Source organism: Rhodococcus sovatensis, from assembly GCF_037327425.1.
In the GTDB taxonomy this organism is placed as follows: domain Bacteria; phylum Actinomycetota; class Actinomycetes; order Mycobacteriales; family Mycobacteriaceae; genus Rhodococcoides; species Rhodococcoides sovatense.
Genome location: NZ_CP147846.1, coordinates 815,018 through 840,384, shown reverse-complemented (window position 1 = coordinate 840,384; position 25,367 = coordinate 815,018). Strand labels below are relative to the sequence as shown.

Sequence of the window (25,367 nt, the reverse complement as noted above, 5' to 3'; positions counted from 1 at the left end):
CGATGATCCGGTTCGACAAGGTCGTCAAGAAGTTCGGCGACCACGTCGTCCTCGACCATCTCGATTTTCAGGTCGCGCGCGGCGAACGCGTTGCACTGATCGGCCCCAGCGGGTCCGGTAAGACGACAATTCTGCGCCTGCTGATGACCATCGAGAAGGTGAGCGACGGTGTCATCTGGATCGAGGACGAGCCGCTGACCCATCAGCGGAAGGGCGACAAACTCGTCGCGGCGTCGGAGAAGCACCTCCGGGCGGTCCGCACGAAGATTGGCATGGTGTTCCAGCAGTTCAATCTGTTCCCCAACATGACAGTTCTGCAGAACATCACCGAGGGGCCTGTCCACGTGCTGGGCAAGTCGAAAACCGATGCCACCGAGCGGGCTCGGGAACTTCTGAAGACAGTCGGATTGTCCGACAAGGAGAACAGCCACCCAACCAAACTTTCGGGCGGTCAGCAGCAACGAGTGGCGATCGCCAGGGCACTCGCCATGGACCCGGACATCCTGCTGCTCGACGAGGTGACCTCAGCGCTGGATCCCGAACTCGTCGCAGATGTACTCGACATCCTCAGGACCATCGCCAACACCACCGATATCACGATGTTGATCGTGACGCACGAAATGGGATTCGCGCGCGACGTCGCCGATCGTGTCCTGGTTTTCGACGAGGGCAAGATCCTCGAGGAGGGCACACCCACGGACATCTTCAGCAATCCGCAGCAGGAGCGCACTCAGAGGTTCCTGAAAGCTGTTCTGGCGGAATAGTCGTCAAGATTCCCGGTAGTTCAACCTTGACACGTCGGGACCCCGGGCGCAGCGGTAGTAGCCGCTGCGCCCGGGTTACGGCCGCTGACGGAGCTATCCCGTCACACCTGTGAGCTCGTTGGGGGTGTGGTCGAGCTGGCCGGTGGCCGAGATCGTTCCGGTGGCGAGGTCGACAGCGTGGACTGCATTCTCGGCCGGGTCCGACACATAGGCGGTTCCGTTCTGAACGAACAGCGCCGGCCGCGGCTCCTGCCACTTCGCCGGCTCTTCCCAGGCGTCGACGACTGGGATCGTCCGCGTGACGGCCTTGGTATCGACGTCGATTACGTGAAGTGCGCCGTCGGTTCCGAGGACGATGGCTTCGCCGTCCGGGCCTCGGCCGAGAGAGCGGAAGGTGTAGCTGGTGCCCAGTTCGACGAGAGAGAGCTGGTTGGTGGCAGTGTCGATGAGGGATACCCGCGTCGGGCGTTCGAGTTCGGCGTCGGGATCGACCTTGTAGTCACCGAGCAGAACGGGTGAATCCTCGTCGCCCGCCTGGTTGCCGATGCGGCCGTAGGGGTCCGGACTCTGTACCTTGGTGATGGCGCCGTCGCGGTACAGCAGGACACCGTCCTCGCAACCCACGACGACGGTCTCGTTCGCCGCGACCGCTTCACCGTGGACGCCCGGGCAGTCCTCGTTGCGGGCGATCTCGTTGCGATCCGCATCCAGTACGACGATGCCGGTACGCTCATCCTCGTTCCCGACAGTGGTCACGAGCGAACCGTCCGAGAGCTCCACTGCGACACCGTGATGAGCTTCGGGGGTGGTGTACGTCTCGACCTCGGGCGTGCTGCCGTCGAGCAGAGCGGCGGACTCGAACGTCTGCACCAGACCGGTTCCATCGTCGAACAGTACGGTCTTGCCGTCGTGCCGAACGACGTGCCCGGGGGTCGTGGCGTCGAATGCGATGTCGGTCAACGCAGGAGTCGAGGTGTAGAACTTCGAATCCTCGGTCCAGGTACCCGTGTCGAGCGCTGTGAATGCACCTGAGCCGCTGATGAATACGTGCCGTCCGTCGCCGGCCGGGTTCACTCTGGTGAAGCCTTCGATGCCGGTGACATCCTCGACGGTCTCCAGGGTCTTCGCGTCGAGAATCAGGACTCCGCCGTCATAGCTGGTAGCGATTCGCGGTGTTGCTGCCGAGTTGCTTTCGGGGGCAGCCGATTCAGTAGTGGTGTCGGACGCGCAGGCTGCGAGCAGGGCGACCGAGGTGCCCAGCGCGACAACCGCGCCGAGTGTTCGATACGAGTGAGTGGTCTTCATGCTCCAAAGAAGTACAGGCACACGTAATCCCTTGTCAAAGCTGCAAGTACGCACAATTGCATGTGTAATCGCATATTCAACAAGGGGTTTCACCCCAGTGGCACGAAAGAGTGCACCAGAGGACACCTAACCGTGCCACTGGGGCGGAGCCCCCCTCGGGCACTGGGGCGGAGCCCCCCTCGGGCACTGGGCCGGCGCCCTAGTTCAGGCCGGCGGTGATCGCCGCCGAGTTGAACGCCATCATCTCCAGGTACGTCGCGGCCCCCGAAGTCTCGTCACCCAGCGACTCGGTGAAGAGCTTCACGACGTCGATGTCCATGCCTGCTTCGGATGCCATCACCTGGGCCAAACGGTCGGGTTGCGAGGAGTCCACGAAGATCGTTCGCACTCCGGCGTCACGAACCGCACCGGCCAGATCGGACAAGTCGGACGCACTGGGAGAGGCCAGCGTCGTTCCACTCGGAATGACCGCACCGATCACCTCGAAGTCGTACCGATCAGCGAGATAGCCGAACACGTGATGGTTGGTCACCAGGGTGCGGTGCCCCGGAGGTATCACCGAGAACCGTTGTGTCATCGTTCGATCCAACTCGGTCAGCTTCGAATCATATTCGGCGGCAGCCGCATCGACGTTCACACCATCGATATTGGTGTCGATCGCGTCGCGGATCAGCGCGACGACGCTACGCATCCGCTCCGGATCCGTCCAGATGTGCGGGTCGGCGGCGCCGGACGACTGCCCGGTCGTGTACGGAATGGGGTTTGCTGCCGGTCCGGCCTCGACGATCGGAATACCCTCCGAACGTGCCGCATCGATCGTGTTGGCAACGCCCTCCTCGAGTCCGAGACCGTTGACGACCATCAGGTCCGCGGATTGGACGCGCGCCGCTTCGGACGCCGAAATTTCGAACGAATGCGGGTCGGAGTTGGGAGGCATCAACACCAACACTTCTGCCTGATCCCCGACGATGTTCGACGTTATATCACCGAGGATGTTGGTCGTCACCACGATCGTCGGCGTGTCCGATCCGCTCGTATCGGAGCAACCGACGATGACGACCAACACTGGAAGCACAAGCAGCAAGAGCCTTTTCACGATCCGACCACAGCGATCGAATCCGGCGAGAATCCCAGCTCGAACGTTCGAGCAATTCGTCCCGCGTCGCGGTAGTCGATTTCGACGACGGCGTTCCCTGCTGGATCGGAGACGTAGGCGCGGGTGCCACCGACCTCGATGGTCGGCTGCGGATCGGCGTCGTCGTAGGGTGCTGCAAGGACCGGCGTCGACGAGATTTCCGCGCCCGTCACCGCGTCGAACACCCGGAAGGTGCCGTCGCGCTGGAGCGAGAACACCGACTTTCCGTCGCTCGCCACTCCCGTCGATACAGCTTCGTCAGCGGTATGACCCTGCACCCACTCCCCCGACCTGGTGTCGAGCACAAGAACTCCGCCGGTTGTCGGAGCGGCGACAAGAGAGCCTCGCGAACCGTGCGCGAACGACCACGCCCTCGTCGCCATCGGCGGGTAGGGGATCTTCGTGGTCGTGAAATCTGCGTCGACCTTCAGGACTCCGTCGTCACACGCAACGACGAAGTAGTTCGAGAACACGGCCTCACCATGCATCTCCGGGCAGGTTCCGTCGAGCAGCCTGACGAATTCACCTGCAGCGTCGTGCAGTTCGAGTCCCGATGGCAGATCCTCCTCGGTGCCCCCGGTCGAGACGACGAAGTGATCGGCGAGTGGGACGGCGATGCCGTGGTGGGGGTCGACCTCCAGCGTGGTCGCAACGGTCGATTCCCCCTTGCTCAGCGAGTCGAAGTCGACGGCATCGGCGGCACCCGCACCGTCGAAGAACACCGCAACCTTTCGATCACCGGCAATGACGTGGGCGGGTTCGGCCCCCTCGAGCTCACCGATCCTCACCGGATCCTTGATGTAGGAGTGCGAGTGATCTCCGTGTTCGATGGTCCACGAGCCCGGATCGAGCAGAGTTGCACGATCGTCGTCGGTGGCCACGACGTAGCGACCATTGATCGTCGTGATGCTCGACGGGTTCTCGACGTCGAATGCGTGTACGGACTCCTCGGACGCAAGGTCGATCACCTCGATACGCCCGGAGTCGGCGTCGGATACCACCAGCCTGGGCTCTGGTCCCTCTACTTCCGTCGAACCGGCTTCGGCGGCCAGGTCGCTGCCCGCACGTGACGCTCCCACCTCCGATTCATCGGCCGAGTTGTCACTGCTGCATCCTGCGACCGTCAACACAACCACGCCGACAGCCAGAACACACTTGCGCGTGTACACACACTCCCCAATCCGCAACGATAACGATTATCGTTAATGTTAAGGCATGGGATACGGGTGTTGCGCACCCGGTTGGACCGAATGTCTCATTGGGTCACCTCAGACTGGGACCGAACGAGCCGTTCGATATTGAAGCGCGCCCCCACAGCGCCTCCCTGGACGATTTGACCCCCGCGACGACGAAGAACTGGAGCACCGCGAGACCCGCAATCGTGGCGCCCGCAGCAGTGTTCGCATTCCACGACACGACGAGCCCAATCGCCGTGGCCGACCATCCGAACAGCGTGGCGAGCACCATCGACGGCACGATCGACCGCCCGAACAGGTAGGCAGTTGCCGAGGGTGCGACGAGGAGTCCGAAGACCAGCAACGTTCCCACGATCCGGAACGACGCCACCACCGCCAGCACTACCAGCGCCAGCAGCACGATGTGCGCCAGCCGGGGCCGAAACCCGAAGGTCTGCGCCTTCCGCTCGTCGAACACCAGGGCAACGAACGGCCTGTATGCAACAACCGACACCACCAGCGCAACCACCGCTGCAACCGCAAGAAACACCAGGTCCGCGGTCGTCGCAGACAATACGTCGCCGAAGAGAAACGACGTCAGGTCGACCGCGAAAGATCTGGCGCGCGAGACGATTACGACGCCGAGGGCGAGCATGCCCACGAACAGCAATCCGATACCGGTGTCCTCGGTCAGCGTCGAGTTGCGTGACACCCAGGCCACGCCTCCGATCATGACCACTGCGCTCAGGGCCGCCCCGATCAGTAGATTCGCACTCATCAGGTACGCGATCGCAACCCCGGGCAGCATCCCATGCGAGACGGCATCGCTCAGAAATGCCATCCCGCGCAACACAACCCACGTGCCGACGAGCGCACACAGAATCGATACGAGCATGCCTGCCCACAGGGCGCGCTGCACGAACGAAACAGCGAAGGGGTCGAGTAGCCAGTCCACGTCGACGAACACTATGCGATAATGATTGTCGTGAGCGAATCGGTGTCTGTGGCGTCTTTGTCCGTCCAGTACGGATCCACCCTCGCGCTGCAGGATGTGTCTGCAACCTTCCGCCCCGGCACGGTAACCGCACTCGTCGGCCACAACGGGTGCGGCAAATCGACCCTCCTCCAAACGCTCGCCGGGATCGTCCGACCGTCGTCGGGCACTGTCCGAACAGGCGCACGACGAGTCAGCTACGTCCCGCAGCGAAGCGACGTCAACGACCGTATGGCCCTGACCGTCGGCGAGATCGTCGCGATGGGCACCTGGCCGCGGCGTGGAATTCTCGGACGCGCCAATGCTGACGATCGCCGAGCAGTCGACGACGCGATCCAACGGCTGAAGCTCACCGAGCTGCGGTCACGGAGACTGTCCACGCTCTCCGGTGGCCAACGTCAACGCGCGCTCCTCGCTCAGGCAGTCGTCGAGAACGGCGAGCTCGTCCTACTCGACGAACCGACTACGGGTCTCGACGCCGAAGCCCGCGAGATCATCAACAGCATCGTCGACGACGAGGTAAGCCGCGGGGCGGTCGTGGTCGTCGCCACTCACGACGCCGACGACGCGCGCCGAGCCGACTCCACTATCACTCTGGGGCGGGGAGAGATCCTGTGGGTTCACTGATGGACCTTCGACTGCGAGACCGCCTGTGCTTGCTGGTGATCAGGTAGCCGAAGGCCGTAGCGAAGATGTACATGAATACCGAGTAGACGGCGCTGGGAATCGCGACCTCGGTGCTGTCGAGCACGCTCAACGCCACGGTGAGTGCGACGGTGGTGTTGTGGATGCCCACCTCCATTGAGCTGGCAATGGCCTGTCGTTCGTTGAGCCTGAGCAGCCTGGCTCCGGCGTAACCGATGGTGATGCTGACAATGCAGAAGATGCCGGTCACCAATCCGACCTTCTGCAGGTACTCGCCGATATTTTCGCGTTCACCGAGTAGTGCGCCCAGCGAGACGACGACCAGGACTGCTATCGAGAAAATTCGTACCGGTCGATCGGCGCGTTCCGCGAACTGCGTCGACCGGTGTCGAACGTACATGCCGATGGCAACCGGAATGAGCACGATGGCAACGACCTGCGCGACCTTGGCGAACTGCAGGCCGAGTTCACCTTCCGCGTCGAAGTACGCGATCGCAAAGTTGGTGATCACCGGGATGGTCACCGCTGCCAACACCGAGTTGACGGCGGTCAACGTGATGTTGAGCGCGACGTCTCCGCGGAAGAGATGACTGAAGAGATTGGCGGTGGTTCCGCCCGGGGATGCTGCCAGCAACATCACTCCGACGGCTAGCAGCGGGTCCAGATCGAAGGCCTTGATCAACCCGAATGCGACGAGCGGTAGAACGAATATCTGCAGCGCCAGCGCAACTACGACGGCTCTGGGTGACCGTGTGACACGCCTGAAATCGTCGATGGTCAAGGACAACCCGAGACCGAACATGATGACGGCGAGCGCGATCGGCAATCCGGTCGTAATCAGGGCCGAGTCGTCCATCGCTTCTCCATCGGGGCATTGCAGTCCTCGGCCGCTCCCCCGAGCGCGGCGAACAGAGGGCTTTCCCACCGGGAAGGCTAGACGTCGCGCACAGACTAACCCGGTGGGCGCGTCGGCACCGTCGAATCGCCGACAGGATCGGTTCACGTCCGTTACACGATCAACCGCCGGCGATGAGTGCGTCGTCGGGCGGTGTCTGGACCGCAGGTGGTCGCCCGGACATGAGGTCCAGAACCACCTTCGGCCGGGCGAGCCATTCGCGTCCGAAGTTGCGCGCCACAGCCATCGGGTTGCAGTCGCAGTCGGCGTCGACTCCATGGGCATCGATGCCCGCGTCCCGGCACAGGGCGACGGCGCGCGAGACGTGCAAACCCTGACTGACCACCAGTGCGTCGGTGACGCCGAATGTTTCGGCTGCTCGAAGGCACGAATCGTAGGTGTCGAGGCCGTGGTCGTCTCCGACGATGATGCTGCTGTCTATGCCCGCGTCGACGAGATAGTCGGTCATGGCGGCAATTTCGTTGCCGGATGCCCCGTTCGCGTCACCGGACACCAGAATCGCCTGCGCCCGACCTGATTCGACCAGGGCGACGGCCGCGTCGAGACGTCCGGTCAGGAACTTCATCGGCTTGCCGTCGCGGACCTGAGATCCCAGAACGAGAACCACAGGGGCTTTCGGCGCGTCGGCAATGTCGTGGACCCGCCCGAACGATTCGTACGCCACCCAGCCGGCCGAGCCGAGCACGATAACCAACACGAGCGCAATACCGGCACCGACGAGGCGCACGAGCTTGCCTCCCACTCTTCTCACGAGCGGGAAGCCTACGGCGATGCTCTGTGGGCGCCCTGTGAGTGCTCTGAGAAAGAGAATCCGTAGTGTGGCTAATGTGATGCACAGCACACATGTAAACCGGACCTGAGGAGTGGCAATTACATGAAGAGCACCATGCAGGACACCCCGCTGTCCATCGGGCAGCTTGTCCGATTCGGGACATCGATCCACTCCTCTGCCGAGGTCATCACGTGGAGCGAGTCCGGCCCGACGACCGTGACGTTCGGCGAATTGGGCAAGCGTGCAGCTCAACTCGCGCACGCGCTTCGGTCGATCGGCATCGACGGGGACCAGCGAGTCGCCACGTTCATGTGGAACAACTCGGCCCACATGGAGGCCTACATGGCGGTACCCGCCATGGGCGCTGTGCTGCACACACTCAACATTCGACTGTTTCCCGAACAACTCACCTATATAGCCGAGCACGCCGAGGACCGGGTGATCATCGCCGACGCGAGCCTGTTGCCCCTGCTGACTCCATTGCTGCCCACCATGACCACCGTCCGGCATCTGATCATCGTCGGAGCCGACCCGTCGGACGTGCAGGCACCGGAGGGCCTCGAGGTGCTCGGCTACGAGGAACTTCTGGCCGGTCAGCCCGAGGAATTCGACTGGCCCGAGCTCGACGAACATGACGCTGCTGCAATGTGTTACACCTCCGGTACGACAGGTGACCCGAAGGGCGTCGTCTACTCACATCGCTCGATTTGGTTGCACTCGATGCAGGCGTGCATGACGGACGCAATGGCCGTCGCGCAATCCGACAAGGTGCTGGCGATCGTGCCCATGTTCCACGCGATGTCGTGGGGGCTGCCCTACGCTGCGCTGATGGTCGGCGCATCGCTGATCATGCCGGACAAGTTCTTACAGCCTGCGCCGCTTTCCGAGATGATCTCCACTCTGCGTCCCACTGCCGCAGCGGCCGTCCCGACAATATGGCAGGCGCTCTACGCCCATCTCGGCGAGCATCCGATCGACCTCTCGTCTCTGCGCGACGTCGTGGTCGGCGGAAGCGCGTGTCCACCTAGCCTGATGCGCGCGTTCCACGAGGAGTACGGCGTACACATCACCCAGGCATGGGGAATGACCGAAACCTCCCCGCTGGGGACCTCGGGGCGCCCCGACGCCGGGTTGTCCCCCGAGGACGAGTTCGACCTACGTTGCACACAGGGAAGATTCGTGGCCGGTGTCCGCGCGCGACTCGTCGACGATGCAGGCAAAGAGCTTCCATGGGACGGCACCCAGGTAGGCGAGCTGGAGGTGCGGGGTCCGTGGATCACCGGCAGCTACTACCGAAACGACGCACCGGACAAGTTCGACGACGGTTGGCTCCGAACCGGTGACGTCGGTACCATCGCGCCCGGCGGCTATCTGCGCCTCACCGACCGGTCGAAGGACATCATCAAGTCCGGCGGCGAGTGGATCTCCTCGGTCGAACTCGAGAACCACGTGATGGCGCACCCTGCCGTGCGAGAAGCCGCGGTCATCGGCGTGCCGGATCCAAAGTGGGATGAGCGGCCGCTGGTTGCGGTCGTCGTACGGGACGGAGTGACCGTCTCCGCCGAGGAGCTGAAGGAATTTCTCGACGGGCGGGTCGCGCATTGGCAGCTCCCCGAACGCTGGACCTTCATCGAAGAAGTCCCGAAAACCAGTGTCGGCAAGTACGACAAGAAGCGTCTCAGGAGCACCCACGCCGACGGCAGGCTCGACGTCATCGAGCTCGCCTGAAGCAGATTGCCTGCGTCGTAGCAGGTTTCAGAGGTCCTGGGGCCTGGTGCGGCGCGGTCGTCGGGTTGATTCGTGTCGGGTCTAGTTCGGCCCGGCCTGGGTGAGATCAGCGGCGTTCTCTCCGTCCAGCGCTTCGGTCGCAGCGAAGAACTTCCGGAAGACGATCTGCATCTCTCGGACGACTTGAATATGACTCTCCAATACGTCGACCATGTTGTTGTCCCCGCCCACCGCCTTCTCGGAAAAGATCTTCCGCAGCGCTCGGCCGGAGTCGAAGTCGCCCCAACCGTCGACGTTGGCCAGGGTCTTTGCAGTCGACTTGTGCGATTCAAGTTTTAAAATGAAGTTGTCACAGGCTTCGCTGCACGCTCTCGCGGCCTCCGGGTTCAGATACAGGTGCCCGTGGTCTGCGGCCACCGCGAGTGACTGCCAGTAAGTTAGCGGCTCGCCCGGATTACCCATCGAATCTCCTACTTGGTTGCGGGTGGTAAAGCGGCCTCTAGATCACCAACGTGCTCGAGCAGTATTGGGCACGGGTCGATACCGTCGTCGACATCGTTGTAGTTGATGGTGAACACCACAACACCGGGTGGCAGCTCGACAGCGACGTTGCAATCGATGATCGACCGCGCGATGTCGGTCTTGTATTGGAACGCGTCACGGCCATCGACTTGGAAGTCAAGTCCGTCGAAGTTCGAGGAATCTTCTCGTGCCTCTTCGATCGTGCGGTCGAGCGACGACATTACGACGAAGAAGTACGGCACATCGAAGCCAACAGGTTTGAACGAGCAGATGTCCCAGTCGTCGACCACGATGCCCTCACCCCAGCCGACGTCTCTGTAGTCAGGATCCAACCCCGTCGCCTCGATCTGCTCGGGCGTGATGCTGCACGGATCCCACCTAGTTGGTTCGGCAACCGCCTGAGGCTCCACCCCCCGGCTGCAACCACCGAGCAGCGCGACCACCGCAACCACCACCGGCAAGAACTTCCGCACACGGACCCCCTCCGTCAGACTCGATCAAGAGATTAGACGCAACGGAGGGTCGAATGGTTCCGCTTGCCTACGTTCGCTCGCAGTATCGACAGTCGATCGATCGTCGGACACCCATCGGCTGCACAGTGCTTTACGTTGCGAAGATGCGCCTCTCCAGGCGCCCACCCTCGCGGCGTGTGCGTTGCTCGGCGTCGATGTCGGCCGGTCACTGAATCGGGTGCAGGCGACCGCGGTCAGCGCGGCTGACTGCACCGGATCCGATCGACTGTTGCCACGATTTCGGCGACTACGCGTTCCGGCCGTTCGGTGAGGTCTGCCCAGGTGTAGCGGAGGACCGTCCAACTCTGGCTCAGGACATTCTGTCTGGTCCGGTCCCGCTGGAACGCATCGCGATCGGAATGGAAGGCCCACCCGTCGATCTCGACTGCCACCATCACGCCAGGGAATGCGATGTCGATCTCGTAACCGCCCCACCTGAAATTGACCACCCAGCCCTGGATCTTCTGGACCCGGAGCTCACGAATCAACAGGCGCTCGCCTTCTGACCGCGCGCCACCCTCTGCCGCCTTCAGCAGACGCTCGGCCTTGGGTGAGCCGGTTCGGCCCACGTTTCGCGCGTGTGCGCGTCGCAGCCGTTCCAGATTCGTGTGGCGCTGCAACGCGCGATCCATGATGTGTGCTTTGCCGACGGATGCTTCGAGAACCGTCAGTTCGAGTGACGTCACTCGAAGCCCACGGCGCAGCACGACATCTTTGGGGTGCACGTCCCGTCTTCGGAGTCGACAGCCCTCGGCGCGGCTTCGACCAGCGCGCGGAACGGTGACATCGATGAGGCTGGGCACATCTGCAATCACCTTGTGCCAAAACGCCGCGGCCTCACCGCTCAGCACGGCGCTCACCCCTGCGCCCCACAGCACGCACCGAATGCGGGCATCGTCGGTGAACGGGCGGTTCGCGACGAAGTAAACCCCACGACTGTGTACGCACCATGCACCGGAACGAACCAAACGGTCGATCGAATCGTCGCTCAGACCACAGTCTCGCGCCTGCGCACGAGTGATCACGCCGTCATGCTGAGCCAGCCATTGATCTAGCATGCCCTTTTGGACGCTAGGTGGCGCCGAACGGTTCCAGCCATTGAATCCGGTGCAGTGGACCGCGCTGCGCGCGGTCGAACGCACCCGATCACTTACGACCAACCACACTGTTCTCCAATGCAGCCAGGGACGCCGCGAGGAAGGACTCGGGCACCGAAGGCAAACCACCTATCGCGGCGCGCGTGGCCTCAGGAGGGTCTGTCCAGTCGTAGGTGAGGGTGACCACCGTGCCAGACGCCGTACTCGATGTCCGCGCCGTCGGTTAGTGCACCCGGTAGCCACGCGATGGTCGTCAGCCTCCACGAGATAGCCGCGCGGGTCCTCGTCCATGGACCCGACTCGCATCACGAGTCGAGGTACGAGCTTGGTGGGCCGGAGGTACTGAGTGTGCGCGACGTGGTTCGCCTGATCGAGGCAGGTAGTCGGCGGAATCAGTGAGCGTCGAGGAGTGGATGAGCGGCTCCGCCTCCACGCGGTGTTCGATTTCTACGGCGAGCGCGACTTCCTGGCCAGCGGAGTTGTCACCGCGGCGTTGTTGGGTCGCGACCCCACACCGGTGAGGGCACTGGTGCGTGAGACTGGTCATTAGGCTCGCACCATGACGAGCACCGACCTCTCCCGAGTCGCCGGCAGAATCGCCGACGCGCTGTCCCGGGACGTCGAGGAACCCGAGCTCGATCGCCTGCTGAGCGAGTTGGGCGTCGACGCCGCCACCCGGGCCACGGTTCTGCACCGATCCCGCGCGACCAGGGAAGAGCTGACTCGGCTTCGTCGTCGCGAACACGAACTGGGCACCCTGTTCGCCAGCGCGCGTGATCTGGCCGAGGTCCGCGACATCGACGGTCTGCTCGAACGATTGGTCTCCCGCGCACACGACATGATGGGCAGCGACGTCACCTATCTGTCCGAGTTCGATTCCGAGACAAGGACTCTGCACGTCCGCAAGACAATCGGGTCGGTGACTCCTCAGTTCCGCAATCTTCGAGTCCCCGCAGGCATGGGTTTGGCCAGTCGGGTCGCCGATTCCCGTAGTGCGCACTGGGTTCAACGCTACAGCGACTACGACGAGGGCACCCACGACACCGACATCGACGACGCTGTCTCGCGCGAGGGCATCGTGTCCATCCTCGGCGTACCGATGCTGTCCGACGGCCGGGTCCTCGGGGTGTTGTTCTCGGCCACCCGCCAAGAGCACGTGTTCGCGCCGGAGCAGATCGCGATGCTGTCGGCGCTCGCCGACCATGCGTCGATCGTCCTGCAGACCGCCAACACGCTTACGCAGCTGCGTGCTTCGGAGGAGGAAGCCCGCACAGCACTTAGGACGTTGACCGATCATGTCGCGGTGCGCGACCGTTCCAACACAGTCCACCAGGAGCTTGTACAGGCGGTTCTCGTCGGTGGCGGATTCGACCAGGTGGCAACCACTTTGGCGCGGGCGCTGGATCGGTACGTGACCATCGTCGACTCGGACATGCGCATACTCGCCTCCTCCGAGCCGTCCGCACACATCTCGGCCATCGTCAGCGTGTCCGTCGGCGTTCGGAACGCGATCGAACGCAGCCGCGCGACCGGACACTGCTCCTACGTCGACGCCGGTACATCGGATACTCAGGTCGTCGCAGCGGTCACTGCAGGCGAGCTCTACTTCGGAGCCGTCCTGCTCAGCGCGGGTGAACTCGAACTCGGCTCCGTCGACGACCGCACCATCGAGCGCGCAGCGCAGGTTGCGGCCCTGCTCACGCTGCAGCAGAACGCCGTCGCCGACGCGGACCAACGCGTCCGGCACGAACTCATCGCCGATGTACTCGACCCGTCACCGGAACGACGTCGAGACCTGGATCGACGGGCGCGTGCCCACAGCGTCGATGCGTCCCTGCTCGATACCGTTCTCGTCATCGTCGCCCCCATGCAGTGTCGATCTGCCGCGGCGGCGCTCGTCGCAGCGCGGTATCAACAGGACGGTCTGGTCAGTAACTACTCCGATGTTCTGGTCGCCGTCCTGCACAGCGCCGATCCGATAACCGAGGCCAACGACGTTCGACGCGCCCTCCTGTCCGGCGGAGTGCCCAACATTCTCGTCATCGTCCCGCCGCAGGCCCCGAACGTCGACGCATTGTCGGAACGGTTCGACGTCGCCCACCGCACGGCGCGACTCCTCGAGGCACTCGGCATCGACAACGACGTCGTCACCACCGAATCGTTCCATCCCTACATGGTGATGTTCGGATCCGATCCTGACGCGGTCCACGCGTTCATCGACCACGTCATCGGTCCGGTCATCGCCTACGACGCCGAGCACAGCACCGACCTCGTGGTGACCCTACGTGCATTCGTGCGCAACGAGACGAGCCCGACCAAGACGGCCCGCGCCCTGAGCTATCACACCAACACGATCCTGCAGCGCCTCGACAGACTGCGACTCCTGCTCGGCGACGGCTGGCGCGACGACGAACCGCTCTTCCGTATCTCGACGGCAGTGCGACTGGATTCTCTACGCGCTGCTCGGTTCCGTTCATGATGTGTCGATGACACACTGATGGCCGCTATTGATGTGTTAAAAACACATATTCCACGTCACAATCCAACCGTAGCGTTGCGTTCGATATCCCAACGGCCGCGCCCAATCGGGCAGGCCGAGTCGAACGTGCGGAGGAAGTAGTGCCCGTCAGCAGTCGAATTCCAGGATTCAAGGACTTGTCGCCGCTGGAGCGTCGCCGAACGGTCGCAGATCGCACCGGGCTCTCCGCATCCGCACTCGACTCGCTGGATCCGAACACCGGACTCTCGGTCGAGCAGGCCGATCACATGGTCGAGAACGTCGTCGGTGTCCTCGGCATTCCGGTCGGCATCGCCACCAACGTCATCGTCAACGACAACGAGTACCTGGTGCCGATGGCCACCGAGGAGCCGTCGGTCGTCGCTGCCGCGAGCAACGCGTCACGCATGACGCGACCGCACGGCGGTTTTTTCGTCTCCCACACCGGGCCCGTCATGCAGGCTCAGATTCAGCTGCTCGACGTCCAGGATCCCGAGGCCGCTCGCCTGCGCATCCTCGAAGCGCGCGAGGAGATCCTCGAACTGTCGAACGCCGAGGATCCGACGCTCGTGAAGTTCGGCGGTGGCGCTCGCGACCTCACGGTTCGTGTTCTTCCCACCCGCACCGGCGTCCACGTCATCGCGCACATCGTCGTCGACGTCCGAGATGCCATGGGCGCCAACGCCGTCAACACCATGGCCGAGTCCGTCGCCCCGAGGCTCGCCGCGATCGCAGGCGGGCGACCGTTGCTCCGCATTCTGACAAACAAGGCAGACCAGCGCATCGTCCGGGCACGCGCAGTGTTCGATCGCGATCTCCTCGGCGGATCCGAGGTCGTGGACAACATCGTCCACGCGTCTGCCTTCGCCGAAGCCGATCCCTACCGCGCCGCGACGCACAACAAGGGCATCATGAACGGCATCAGTGCAGTCGTTCTTGCGACGGGGAACGACACCCGCGCTGTCGAGGCCGGCTGCCACTCCCACGCCGTCGGCGCCGACGGCCGCTACACCGCCCTCTCGCACTTCGAGAAGACAGCCGACGGGAACCTGTCCGGAACATTGGAAGTGCCGATGGCGGTCGGTCTCGTCGGCGGTGCCACCAAGGCGCATCCCGTGGCACGGACGTCGATCGAGATTCTCGGCGTCACCTCGGCCACCGAACTGGCCGAGGTCATCGTCGCCGTCGGACTAGCCCAGAACCTCGGCGCATGCCGCGCGTTGTCCGCCGAAGGAATCCAACAGGGCCACATGCGACTTCACGCCCGCACCGTCGCTGTGACGGCCGGTGCCTCCGCCGACGAACTCGACAACGTCGTGCAGCGGCTGATCGGCGACCGCTCGATTCGCGTCGAACATGCAGAGAAGATTCTCGGCGACCTACGCAACGGCAGCCTCGTATGACATCCGGAAATCTCCCCCGACCTGACGTCCATCGGGACTCATCGCTCCCGCGGTCGGTCCGGGTGTACGAGGTAGGCCCGCGCGACGGGCTGCAAGCAGAGAAAACGATGGTTCCGACGGCTACCAAGGTCGAATTCTGCCGACGTCTGGTCGCGTCGGGCATCACGAATCTGGAACTGACGAGCTTCGTCTCCCCTCGCTGGGTCCCTCAGCTGGCGGACGCCGAGGACCTGATGGCGGCGCTCGATCTACCGTCGTCCGTGCGACAGATCGTGTTGGCGCCCAACGCACGTGGTCTCGATCGTGCGCTGGCGGCCGGGGCCACCGAGATCGCAGTGTTCGTCAGCGCGACGGAAACGTTCGCGTACAAGAACCTCGGATCGACGATGTCCGACGCGTTGGCTTCGGCGGAGGTCGTTGTGAGCGGCGCTGCCGCAGCGGGAATCACGACCCGTGGGTACATCTCGATGTGCTTCGGCGATCCCTGGGAGGGCGCGGTGGACGTCCATCGCGTCGCCGACGTCGCCGAGCAGTTGATGGCGATGGGCGTCGGGACCTTGTCCCTCGGGGACACGATCGGCGTCGCCACCCCCGCGCACGTTCTTGCGGTCCTCGAGGCCGTCCTCGCCCGGGGCATCACGGTCGACACGGTCGCCATGCATCTGCACGACACCTACGGCCAGGCTCTTGCCAACGTGCATGCGTCGTTGACGGCCGGTGTCACCGAATTCGATTCGTCGGCAGGTGGATTGGGACGTTGCCCCTATGCCAATGGTGCGACGGGCAACCTCGCCACCGAAGACCTGGTGTGGATGCTCGACGGGCTCGGTATCGACACCGGCGTCGATCTCCATGCTCTGTCCGACGTGTCGGCGTGGTTGGCCGACACGATGGGCCGTCCCAGCTCCTCTGCCGTCGTCCGCGCGTTGTCCGCCGCGCGCGCCGACCGCACGCTCTCCCCTACCCGTTGATCGCAGCACCCCAAGGAATCGATATGTCCGACATGTCTCACACCCCGAACCTTCCCGAGGTCGACTCGAAGACCAAGAAGGAACGCCGCCACGCCGTCATCGGCAGCTCGGTCGGCACCATCATCGAGTGGTACGACTTCACCCTCTACGGCCTCGCATCCGCGCTGGTGTTCGCTCCGCTGTTCTTCCCGGGCGCCGGGAGCTTCGCCGGAATGCTCGGCGCGTTCGCGGCCTTCGCCGTCGGATTCGGCGCGCGCCCGATCGGCGGTCTGATCTTCGCGCACTACGGTGACCGCGTCGGACGCAAGATGACGCTCCTGGTGACGCTGATGATGATGGGCATCGCGACGACGTTCATCGGTCTGCTCCCCACCGCCGAATCGATCGGAATCTGGGCTCCGATTCTGCTGATCGTGTTGCGTATCTTCCAAGGCGCCGGTGCCGGCGCCGAGTTTGCGGGCGCCATGACCATGGCGAGCGAGTCGTCCGATCCGCAGCGCCGCGCCTACACCGCCGGTTTCCCCGGTGCGTCGGTGTATCTCGGAATGGCGTTGGCGACCAGCACGTTCGCCTTGCTGACCATGCTTCCCGACGAGCAGTTCCTCGCCTGGGGCTGGCGTATCCCGTTCATCGCCAGCGCGGTCATTGTCGCCTTCGCCCTCTACTTCCGACTGCGAGTGAGCGAGACCGCCGCGTTCGAAGAAGCAGCGAAGGACGGCGCCGTGCAGAACTCGCCCTTGGCCGGAGCCGTCAAGAACCACTGGCGCATCCTCATCTGCGGCATGGCCCTGTTCACGTTCACCTTGCCGTGGGTCTACATCGTGCAGACATTCTCGGTCTCCTACGTCACCGGCACTCTCACGGTGAACCCGACCGCGGTGCTCGTGGCGCTGATCATCGCCGAACTGCTGACAATCCCCGCAACCCTCTACTTCGGCAAACTTGCCGATCGCATCGGCCGTAAGCCGGTACTGCTCGGCGCGGCCGTCTTCGGCATCGTCCTCGCTTTCCCGCTGTTCTGGTTGTACGGCACGGAGAACATCGTGCTGGTCGGTGTCGGTCTGGTCCTCGGACTGGCCATCATTCAGGGCGCGACCATCGGTGTCTCCGCAGCGTTGCTCGCCGAGATCTTTCCGACGAATGCTCGCTGGAGCGGTATCGCGATCTCCCGTGAAATCCCCGCAGCCGCTGTCGGCGGAACTGCGCCTCTCGTCGCCACTGCACTGGTTGCGACGTCGAACGGCAGTCCGTGGCTCGTAGCCGCATACCTGATGGGGCTCAGCATCATCGGTCTCATCGGCATCGCATTCCTGCCGGAGACTTTGCCCTCGAAGGCCAAGAACGCCACACTGGATCCCATCATGGTCGCCGACGTCGAACCCGTCAGCTGACCCGTAGTACCTCTCATAGAAAGCGAATTCATGACTTTCCCTCTGGTAGGCAACACGGGCTCGTTGGCCGGCGTTGTGGTCCTCGACCTTTCGCACGTCCTCGCCGGTGCCTACGCTGCGCAGATGTTCGCCGACTTCGGAGCGACGGTGATCAAGATCGAGAATCCGACGGGTCCCGATGTGGCCCGGGGGTTCCCGCCGTACCTCAAGACCGAGGACGACGAGTTCAGCGCCTATTACGCCCAGTACAACCGCGGCAAGCTGGGACTGACGCTCGATCTGCGTGCGGACGAGGGCAAGGCTGTACTTAAGGATCTGGTCGCCACAGCCGATGTGCTGATCGAGAACTTCCGGCCCGGAACGACGAAGAAGCTCGGCATCGACTACGACGTGTTGGCCGAGATCAATCCGAGGCTCGTCTATCTCGCAATCTCGGGTTACGGTCAAACAGGTTCGCGTAGTTCGTATCCGGCGTTCGACAATACCGCGCAAGCAGCCGGCGGATTGTGGTCGATGAACGGACAGGTCGGAGAAGATCCGGTCCGGGTCGGCGTCACGATCGGTGACCTGTCCGCCACCATGTTCGGAGTGATCGGCGCCCTCACCGCGCTGCGTCACGCCGAGCGGACGGGCGTCGGCCAGCTCGTCGACGTCGCGCAGGTCGACAGCATCTTCGCGATGACGGAGACAGCCGTGGTCGACTACACGGTCGACGGCACGACAGCCACGCCGTCGGGCAACAAGCACGCGTGGGTCCGCCCATACGAGCTGTTCCCATGCGCCGACGGCCAGGTGTTCTTCGGCGGCTACACCGACAAGCTGTGGAACGCCTCCTGCGAGCTCTTCGGCACTCCCGAGGCGGCGACCGATCCCGAGATCGACACGATGCGCAAGCGTTTCGACCCGAAGGTCTACGAGCGCCGCGTCAAGCCGTTGGTGATCAGCTGGTTCGACGGCCGCAAGCGATCCGAACTCGAAGACCTCGCCGGCGCAGTCATTCCGTTGACGGCGATCAAGAACATCGGAGAGGTCGTCGAGGATCCGGGCACGGCAGAGCGGGACATGGTCGTCGAGGCCGACTACGGCAAGTTCGGGACACTGCGGATGTTCGGCCAGCCGATCAAGCTGGGTGCCACTCCTGCCAACCCTGGGCGCAAAGCGAACGGTCTCGGCGAGCACACCGACTCGGTCCTCGCGGGCTTGGCCGGGTACTCACCCGAGAAGATCGCAGCGTTGCGCACCGACGGCGTCGTCTGATGGCCGTCGTACGTACCGAGTCTCTGCGACTAGCACCCGCGGTTGCCTATCGCGGCACGTTCGCTCCCACAGCGGCGGAACCGAAGTCGACGGGTGAGCTCCCTCCCGGCTGGGAGGGCATCTACTTCCCGTTCGACGCCGCGCTGGCCGAGCTTCGTCCCGACGGCTCCCCTGCCGACGACGGTGTCCTGCCCGTCATCGATCTTCCGCGACGGATGTATGCCGGAGAGGACACCGTCTTTCACCGGCCACTGGCGTACGACGACGTCGTGGAGCAGCGCGTGCAGGCCGGCGCCATCGTCGACAAGCAGGGACGGGGTGGGCGGCTCGTGTTCGCCGACGTCGAGCGCAGCTATCTCGTCGACGGTGAACTGGCTGTCTCCAGTGTGTGGCACGACGTGTTTCTCGAGGCCGCGAAACCGGGTGCGGTGGCCAAGCCGCCTGCCCCGGCTCCCGATGTGGAGTGGTCGTGGACCGAGTCGTTGACCCTCGATTCCCGCCAGCTGTTCCGGTTCTCCGCGCTGACCTTCAACACCCATCTGGTGCACTACAACCGGGATTGGGCTCGCAACGTCGAGGGTCTGCAGAATCTGTTGGTGCACGGGCCGTTGGTGCGGATGCTGTTGCTCGACTTCGCCGTACGGTCGCAGCCCGATGCGTGTCCGCGGAGTTTCTCGATCCAGATGCAGGCACCGGTGTTCGTCGATACAGAAGTCCGGTTGGTGGGATGTGCCACCGATACCGGTAGCGAAGTACTCGTTCTCGACTCCGAGGATCGCGTGTTGGCGCGGGGAGTTGTGACTGCGTCAAGTTGATCGGTGACCGAACAAGTACGAGGATGGCCCAATGAAGATGCGAACCGCCCACTTGATGGCCGCACTATCGATCACATGCGCGTTCGCCTTGGTCGGTGCAGCGTCGGCGTCAGCGGCTCCCCTACCGAGCACCGGGAGCGCGGCAGTGGATACCGGCTCTGCAGCGGCGAATTCAGGTTTAGCCGTCCTCAGTACCGGTTCGGCCGACATCTGGCAAGCACTTCAGTACCGGTTGTTCGGTCCATGCGCTCCTTGGTCATCCGGCCGGTGCTAGAGGGGTTGAACTCGGATCGAGCTCGCCGCGGGCGTCGCTGAACCGAACGCAATCCGAAAACGCCGGCACCCTGAATATGCACGCTGGGGGCGAAAGCTTGCATATTCAACGAAACGCCAACTACACATGGGGCTTTCGCCCTATCGCTGCACTCGATTCCTGTTGCTCGCGGTTGTCGTGATCCCCGTATACGGTTGCGGCATGTCGGGTGGGGGAACAATAGATGGCGGCGTCGTGCGCAGACAGGAACCAGTGGATGGGTCTGCAGCTACGTGGCCATGGATACGCGAAAATACGCTCGCGGGCCTAGACGCGTTGATCGAGCGCAGGTTACGGAACGAAAAGCTGACCAAGATTACGGACAATCCGTTGCCGTTGCCAGAGCGAACGCTACTGGAAGTAGTGACTTCCGCTCCTCCACCTCGGAGTGGATGGTCCGGCCACCGATTCTTCCTGTTGGACGCCGACACCGCGGATGCCAGCGACCCGGCACGCTGCGAGGTCGAGCTGGCATACGAACCCAAGGCCCGCAAACTCAAGCTGAAGGTCACTTCAGCGACGCGTCGGGCACTCGGAACTGCGACTCACGTCCGGGTGGCGTTCGCCGACGACTTCGATCTCGATCTGCTCCGGCAACTGCGTGTGTGCGTTCAGCAGGCGACCCGTGCACCTCTGGTCGTCGACTTGTGGTCGCCTGGTGTCCTGCCCATGGCTCCCGCTGTCGAAGGACTGAACACCGAGCAACAGTGGGCTTTCAACGCCATGACCTCCGAGGGTGGATGGCTGGTCTGGGGCCCGCCGGGGACCGGAAAGACGAATGTCATCGTGAAAGCCGTTTCTCGTGCGTTGAGCCAGGGGCGTTCGGTTCTCATCACGTCGCACACCCACGTCGCAGTGGACAACGTCGTCGAATCAGTCGCGGAGACCGTGGAAGAAGCCGGTCAAGTCGTCCGAGTCGGAGCATCGGGCCAGCTGACCCGGAAGGTGTCGGAACATCCCTGGCTCACCGTCGACAAGGCCGCAGCAGCGATAACCAACCGTGTTGAACGACTTCAGTCGATTCAGGACGCAATGGCCGAGAACGAATCGCACCCGGATCGCCTCCACCTCGGCGTTGTCGTGCAGCGACTCGAACAGGGAAACGGCCTACGGCTCGAATCTGCGCTTCGAGCTCAGGACGCAGCGGACACCGCACGGCACCTTGCAGAAGACTTGGTGATGGCGGGAGTCGAGTCCGCGCGCCGCCGTTCCGACTTCGAGCGAATCGAGGCGGCAGCCGCACACAGCGCGGCATCGGCGTCCGCATTACCTCAGCTGAGAGAACGCACTGAGTCTGCCACTAGAACTGCTCACCATGCCGCTCACCAGGTCTACGCCGCCGAGCAGTCACTCGCGTCGCTCAGGTTCGAGCTGTCCAATGCCGTCCTGGAGTGGTCGGAGGCCACGTCGGCCCGACAGTCCTGGAGCGCGGGTTTGCCGTGGCGGCGGCATGCGCTCGACTCACGAATACAACTGGCAAATGAGCGTCGCAGCATACTTGCCGCCGAGGTCCACTCTGCCGAAGCCGGAGTCGAGACGTTCAGAAGGGCAGCCGCTGCCGCTGCAGGAGAGGCCACCAACGCACATCAGCAAGTAGTGATCGCCGAATCCGCCCAGCGCCGCGCTTGGGAGCTGGCCCGAGAAGCATCTGTCGTTCAGGCTGCGGAATCTGCAGCGCAGGCCCACTCCATTCAGACACGAGCTCAATATGCAGAAGCTCAGCGCGTTGTCGACGCCGTTCCCGACTGGGAGGTCATCATTGCTGAGGGTCGAGCCGACGGAACGTTGGAGGCCCTGGCTGAACGCGACGACTACAACGAACGCGTCGCATCACTCGACACTGCAATGAAAGCGCTGATCGTCGAGAAAAAGCTGCTGGACGACGAATACGCAAAGACCAAGAGCCACCTCCTCGAGACAGCGCCGGTCATCGCGTGCACACTGTCGTCGTTGGCGACGAAGACCGAGCTCGCGAACCGTCGCTTCGACACGGTCATTGTCGACGAGGCCGCGTCGGCACAGATTCCGCAACTTGTGTACGCCGGATCGAAAGCCGACCACTGCCTCGCGTTCGTGGGTGACTTCCTGCAGAATGCGCCGATCACCGAGACCGACGACGCCATTACCGAGGACGACAAGCGTGTGCTGCACTGGCAAGAAGATGACATTTTTGCGCTGCACGGTGTCGTGGATCGAGCCTCCGCTGAACGTAATTCGCGATGCGTGGCTCTGCGCACGCAGTATCGATATCCACCCGTCATCGCCGGCATCGTGAACGAGTTCTGCTACGACGGCCTACTCGAAAGTTCCTGGCGCAGCAACGACGACCGTATCGGTCCGCCCTATGTAGTCTTCGTGGACACTTCCACGCACCCCGAACAAGGATTGCGTCGACGCGGCCAGTCGTGGACCCACCCTCTCGGGCTCGACTTGATCGAGGCCATCCACAACCGTCACCGAGAGGACTCAGGCACCTCGATGGGAGTGGTGTGCCCGTACGCAGCGCATGCCCAACAGGCAGAAGCACTGACGCGGAGAAGGAGGTTGGCCATCGAATGCGGGACTGCCCACAAATTCCAAGGGCGGCAGTACGACGTCGTGATCCTCGACCTGATGCAGGACTCGGGTCGTTTACGTTGGGCGGCCCAGGCAGATCTGTCCGGGAACAAGCGAGAGGTATCCGCGGCCAAGTTGTTGAACGTCGGGATCACACGCGCTCAGAAGCGGCTCTACATCATCGGAGATTGGAGCGTGGTGCGTAATACGCCGACGCCCGGCATGATTGCCATCGCGAACTTGCGCGGAGAACGGGAATTCGAATTGGTCTCTGCCTCAGATGCGCTCACCATTGGAAGCACCAGAAGCAGCTAGCGCTCCACCTCCCTACCTGCTCACATCCTGGCGTTACTCGTCCAGCCTCTATGCCGTAGCGCACCGCGAGTTCAGCCAACCCGTCGCAATGTTCGTGTACACAGTCGTTCCGCCGTAGACGCAGTACCCAACCCAGCCACCTCGCACCGAGTAACACACCCCTCACACGAGGCTCGAAAACCAGAAATGGTCTACCCCTACCGTCGGTTACACAATCCACGGACGGGAGCGGACCAGGACGTCGATCAACAGGATCGCCGCAGCTCGCGTCCGTCGTCTTGTTCCGTACCCGCAGCATTCCGCCCGAGTTCCATCCCCACCGACTGCAGGAGCTTCGATGACCGACACGTTCGCGCCCGTCGCCACCCACCCACTCGAACCGCTCACTCCGCACGAGATTTCACAGGCGTCGGCGATCGTGATCCGCGAACACAACCTGACGTCAGCCGCCCGCTTCGTATACATCGAGCTCCGTGAACCGTCCAAAGACGAACTGAAACAACCACATACGGACCGGCGAGCATTCCTCGTCCTCCGCGACCGCGACGCCCACGCCACGTTCGAGGCCGTCGTCTCCCTCACCGACGATTCGGTAGTCAGCTACACCGAGATCGCCGACGCCCAACCGCCGATCACTCTCGAAGAATTCCTGCAGTGCGAGGACATCATCAAGGCCGACCCACGCTGGCAGGACGCGATGATCAAGCGCGGCGTCACCGACTTCAGCCTCGCCATGGTCGACAAGTGGGCCAGTGGACACACGACCGAGACCGACAATCCCGGTGGTCGACGCCTCGCGCGCCCCCTCACGTTCGTTCGCAGCGAAGCACAGGAGAACGGCTACGCGCGACCCGTCGAGAACCTCGTCGTGACCGTCGACATGGACACGATGGAGGTCGTGGATGTGGCCGATACCGGCGTTGTACCTATCCCCCAGACTCCGGGCAACTACCTACCTGGCCTTTTCGAGCGCCCCGGCAATGTCCCCGAGTTCTCCGAGCAGCGCGCACCGATGAAGACCATCGACATCACCCAGCCCGAGGGTCCGTCGTTCACCGTCGACGGCCACTACGTCGAATGGGCCAATTGGCGCCTGCGCGTGGGCTTCACACCGCGCGAGGGCCTCTTGCTGCACGAGGTCGACTACCTCGACCGCGGCACTCTTCGTCCCATCATCCACCGCGCGTCGCTGTCGGAAATGTATGTCCCCTACGGCGATCCTGGCGACAGTCAATGGAACAAGAACGTCTTCGACGAAGGCGAGTACGGGCTGGGTGTCCTCGCCAATTCGCTTCAATGGGGCTGTGATTGCCTCGGCGAGATCCACTACTTCGACGCGTATGTGAACGACCAGGACGGTCAGCCGATCGAGCTTCCGAACGCCATCTGCATGCACGAGGAGGACTACAGCATCGGATGGAAGCACACTGATTTTCGGGACAACCTAGGGCAGGTACGACGCAATCGTCGCCTGGTCGTGTCGTTCTTCGCGACGGTCGGTAATTACGACTACGGCTTCTACTGGCACCTGTATCTGGACGGATCGATCGAGTTCGAAATCAAGCTGACCGGCATCATTTCCACCGGAGCGATCGAACAGGGCCAGATCCCCGAGTTCGGCACCCTCGTCTCCCCTGGGCTCTACGGGCCGCATCACCAGCACTTCTTCAGCGTGCGCCTCGATATGAAGGTCGACGGGGAACGCAACAATCTCTACGAACTCGAAGCCGAGGCCGTTCCCGTCGGGCCGGAGAATCCGCACGGCAACGCGTGGCGACAGACCAAGCGTCAGCTCACTTCCGAGTCCGAGGCGCAGCGCCTCGCCGATCCGCTCAAGGCCCGAACGTGGCTGATAGCCAACGCCGACAAGAAGAACAAGCTCGGCGGGCACATCGGGTACAAGATCGAGCCGTCCGGTGCGGTCGCTTTACCTCTCGCACAGCCCGGTTCGCAGCAGGCACGCCGAGGAGGGTTCGCCACGAACCACTTGTGGGCGACGCCGTATGCCGAGCGCGAGAGGTACGCGGCCGGCGAGTACGTGGCGCAGAACCCTGGCCATGACGGGCTCGTAGCGTACACGGCACAGGATCGTTCGCTCGAGAACGCGGACCTGGTGATCTGGCCGACGATCGCAGCCCACCACGTCGTAAGGCCCGAGGACTGGCCGGTCATGCCGGTCAGCCACGTGAGCCTGCACCTCAAGCCGACGGGCTTCTTCGACGGCAATCCGATGCTCGATCTAGCGCCGGAGACGCCGAAGGTCGGTGGTCATTGCTGCAGTTGA

At 63.3% G+C, this 25,367-nt stretch carries 21 protein-coding genes; 12 read left to right on the top strand and 9 right to left on the bottom strand.

Features of this window, described 5'->3' with window-relative positions; all coding sequences use genetic code 11:
- Nucleotides 1-2: 2 nt before the first annotated feature.
- Entirely contained in the window at nt 3-764 is a 762-nt protein-coding gene (gene ehuA, locus WDS16_RS03975) for an ectoine/hydroxyectoine ABC transporter ATP-binding protein EhuA (RefSeq protein ID WP_338890676.1), read from the top strand.
- 93 nt (nt 765-857) lie between these two features.
- On the opposite strand, the gene aztD is transcribed toward ehuA, so the two are convergent.
- The 4 genes from aztD to aztB all read right to left on the bottom strand — a co-directional run bounded on the left by aztD (nt 858) and on the right by aztB (nt 5,334).
- Complete coding sequence (aztD, locus tag WDS16_RS03970; protein ID WP_338893239.1) at nt 858-2,069, bottom strand: zinc metallochaperone AztD; 1,212 nt, start codon at nt 2,067-2,069, stop codon at nt 858-860.
- Nucleotides 2,070-2,268: 199 nt separating this feature from the next.
- A complete protein-coding gene (gene aztC, locus WDS16_RS03965; RefSeq protein ID WP_338890675.1) occupies nt 2,269-3,165 on the bottom strand; it encodes a zinc ABC transporter substrate-binding protein AztC in 897 nt (298 codons plus the stop codon).
- On the bottom strand, nt 3,162-4,373 hold the full coding sequence (locus WDS16_RS03960) for a hypothetical protein (RefSeq protein ID WP_338890673.1): 1,212 nt from the start codon (nt 4,371-4,373) through the stop codon (nt 3,162-3,164). Before WDS16_RS03960 ends, aztC begins: the two co-directional genes overlap by 4 nt.
- A 94-nt stretch (nt 4,374-4,467) precedes the next feature.
- On the bottom strand, nt 4,468-5,334 hold the full coding sequence (gene aztB, locus WDS16_RS03955) for a zinc ABC transporter permease AztB (protein WP_338893238.1): 867 nt from the start codon (nt 5,332-5,334) through the stop codon (nt 4,468-4,470).
- 21 nt (nt 5,335-5,355) lie between these two features.
- Here aztB and aztA point away from each other — a divergent pair, with 21 nt between their 5' ends.
- Nucleotides 5,356-6,000 carry a zinc ABC transporter ATP-binding protein AztA gene (gene aztA, locus WDS16_RS03950; RefSeq protein ID WP_338890672.1) on the top strand — a complete coding sequence of 215 codons (645 nt, stop codon included), beginning with the start codon at nt 5,356-5,358 and terminating at the stop codon, nt 5,998-6,000.
- Here aztA and WDS16_RS03945 read toward each other — a convergent pair.
- Both WDS16_RS03945 and WDS16_RS03940 read right to left on the bottom strand, forming a co-directional pair.
- Complete coding sequence (locus WDS16_RS03945; RefSeq protein ID WP_338890671.1) at nt 5,963-6,874, bottom strand: bile acid:sodium symporter family protein; 912 nt, start codon at nt 6,872-6,874, stop codon at nt 5,963-5,965. The two genes, aztA and WDS16_RS03945, sit on opposite strands and share 38 nt — an antisense overlap.
- Nucleotides 6,875-7,034: 160 nt before the next feature.
- On the bottom strand, nt 7,035-7,685 hold the full coding sequence (locus tag WDS16_RS03940) for a SanA/YdcF family protein (protein WP_338890669.1): 651 nt from the start codon (nt 7,683-7,685) through the stop codon (nt 7,035-7,037).
- A gap of 123 nt (nt 7,686-7,808) precedes the next feature.
- Here WDS16_RS03940 and WDS16_RS03935 point away from each other — a divergent pair, with 123 nt between their 5' ends.
- Entirely contained in the window at nt 7,809-9,434 is a 1,626-nt protein-coding gene (locus tag WDS16_RS03935) for a long-chain fatty acid--CoA ligase (protein ID WP_338890668.1), read from the top strand.
- Nucleotides 9,435-9,515: 81 nt separating this feature from the next.
- Here the strand turns inward: WDS16_RS03935 and WDS16_RS03930 are convergent, their stop codons facing one another.
- The 3 genes from WDS16_RS03930 to WDS16_RS03920 all read right to left on the bottom strand — a co-directional run bounded on the left by WDS16_RS03930 (nt 9,516) and on the right by WDS16_RS03920 (nt 11,526).
- Nucleotides 9,516-9,896 carry a hypothetical protein gene (locus WDS16_RS03930; protein WP_338890666.1) on the bottom strand — a complete coding sequence of 127 codons (381 nt, stop codon included), beginning with the start codon at nt 9,894-9,896 and terminating at the stop codon, nt 9,516-9,518.
- An 8-nt stretch (nt 9,897-9,904) separates the two neighbouring features.
- On the bottom strand, nt 9,905-10,429 hold the full coding sequence (locus WDS16_RS03925) for a DUF3558 family protein (protein WP_338890665.1): 525 nt from the start codon (nt 10,427-10,429) through the stop codon (nt 9,905-9,907).
- A 233-nt stretch (nt 10,430-10,662) separates the two neighbouring features.
- Nucleotides 10,663-11,526, bottom strand: a complete 864-nt coding sequence (locus WDS16_RS03920) for a type IV toxin-antitoxin system AbiEi family antitoxin domain-containing protein (RefSeq protein WP_338890662.1) — start codon at nt 11,524-11,526, stop codon at nt 10,663-10,665.
- Nucleotides 11,527-11,974: 448 nt separating this feature from the next.
- Here WDS16_RS03920 and WDS16_RS03915 point away from each other — a divergent pair, with 448 nt between their 5' ends.
- The 9 genes from WDS16_RS03915 (at nt 11,975) to WDS16_RS03875 (ending at nt 25,367) form a co-directional block, all read left to right on the top strand.
- A complete protein-coding gene (locus tag WDS16_RS03915) occupies nt 11,975-12,115 on the top strand; it encodes a hypothetical protein (protein WP_338890661.1) in 141 nt (46 codons plus the stop codon).
- Between the two features lie 9 nt (nt 12,116-12,124).
- Nucleotides 12,125-14,044, top strand: a complete 1,920-nt coding sequence (locus WDS16_RS03910; protein ID WP_338890659.1) for a helix-turn-helix domain-containing protein — start codon at nt 12,125-12,127, stop codon at nt 14,042-14,044.
- A gap of 140 nt (nt 14,045-14,184) precedes the next feature.
- Nucleotides 14,185-15,465 (top strand): hydroxymethylglutaryl-CoA reductase, degradative, encoded by a 1,281-nt coding sequence (locus WDS16_RS03905; protein ID WP_338890658.1) that lies wholly within the window; start codon nt 14,185-14,187, stop codon nt 15,463-15,465.
- Nucleotides 15,462-16,436, top strand: coding sequence for a hydroxymethylglutaryl-CoA lyase (locus WDS16_RS03900; protein ID WP_338890657.1), 975 nt, complete (start codon nt 15,462-15,464; stop codon nt 16,434-16,436). Before WDS16_RS03905 ends, WDS16_RS03900 begins: the two co-directional genes overlap by 4 nt.
- A 23-nt stretch (nt 16,437-16,459) precedes the next feature.
- Nucleotides 16,460-17,827, top strand: a complete 1,368-nt coding sequence (locus WDS16_RS03895) for an MFS transporter (protein ID WP_338890655.1) — start codon at nt 16,460-16,462, stop codon at nt 17,825-17,827.
- Between the two features lie 30 nt (nt 17,828-17,857).
- Complete coding sequence (locus tag WDS16_RS03890; protein ID WP_338890653.1) at nt 17,858-19,084, top strand: CoA transferase; 1,227 nt, start codon at nt 17,858-17,860, stop codon at nt 19,082-19,084.
- On the top strand, nt 19,084-19,899 hold the full coding sequence (locus WDS16_RS03885; RefSeq protein WP_338890651.1) for a hypothetical protein: 816 nt from the start codon (nt 19,084-19,086) through the stop codon (nt 19,897-19,899). The genes WDS16_RS03890 and WDS16_RS03885 overlap by 1 nt, the downstream gene beginning before the upstream one ends.
- Before the next feature lie 676 nt (nt 19,900-20,575).
- Nucleotides 20,576-23,083, top strand: coding sequence for an ATP-binding protein (locus WDS16_RS03880; protein WP_338890650.1), 2,508 nt, complete (start codon nt 20,576-20,578; stop codon nt 23,081-23,083).
- 337 nt (nt 23,084-23,420) lie between these two features.
- Nucleotides 23,421-25,367 (top strand): primary-amine oxidase, encoded by a 1,947-nt coding sequence (locus WDS16_RS03875; RefSeq protein WP_338890647.1) that lies wholly within the window; start codon nt 23,421-23,423, stop codon nt 25,365-25,367.

Excerpts from the sequence above, each read along its gene's own strand:
- aztA (WP_338890672.1), top strand. The coding sequence starts at position 5,356 with ATGATTGTCGTGAGCGAATCGGTGTCTGTGGCGTCTTTGTCCGTCCAG.
- WDS16_RS03935 (WP_338890668.1), top strand. The coding sequence starts at position 7,809 with ATGAAGAGCACCATGCAGGACACCCCGCTGTCCATCGGGCAGCTTGTC.
- WDS16_RS03895 (WP_338890655.1), top strand. The coding sequence starts at position 16,460 with ATGTCCGACATGTCTCACACCCCGAACCTTCCCGAGGTCGACTCGAAG.
- WDS16_RS03900 (WP_338890657.1), top strand. The coding sequence starts at position 15,462 with ATGACATCCGGAAATCTCCCCCGACCTGACGTCCATCGGGACTCATCG.
- WDS16_RS03875 (WP_338890647.1), top strand. The coding sequence starts at position 23,421 with ATGACCGACACGTTCGCGCCCGTCGCCACCCACCCACTCGAACCGCTC.
- WDS16_RS03930 (WP_338890666.1), bottom strand. The coding sequence starts at position 9,896 with ATGGGTAATCCGGGCGAGCCGCTAACTTACTGGCAGTCACTCGCGGTG.
- WDS16_RS03945 (WP_338890671.1), bottom strand. The coding sequence starts at position 6,874 with ATGGACGACTCGGCCCTGATTACGACCGGATTGCCGATCGCGCTCGCC.
- ehuA (WP_338890676.1), top strand. The coding sequence starts at position 3 with ATGATCCGGTTCGACAAGGTCGTCAAGAAGTTCGGCGACCACGTCGTC.
- WDS16_RS03885 (WP_338890651.1), top strand. The coding sequence starts at position 19,084 with ATGGCCGTCGTACGTACCGAGTCTCTGCGACTAGCACCCGCGGTTGCC.
- WDS16_RS03890 (WP_338890653.1), top strand. The coding sequence starts at position 17,858 with ATGACTTTCCCTCTGGTAGGCAACACGGGCTCGTTGGCCGGCGTTGTG.
- aztD (WP_338893239.1), bottom strand. The coding sequence starts at position 2,069 with ATGAAGACCACTCACTCGTATCGAACACTCGGCGCGGTTGTCGCGCTG.
- WDS16_RS03920 (WP_338890662.1), bottom strand. The coding sequence starts at position 11,526 with ATGCTAGATCAATGGCTGGCTCAGCATGACGGCGTGATCACTCGTGCG.
- WDS16_RS03910 (WP_338890659.1), top strand. The coding sequence starts at position 12,125 with ATGACGAGCACCGACCTCTCCCGAGTCGCCGGCAGAATCGCCGACGCG.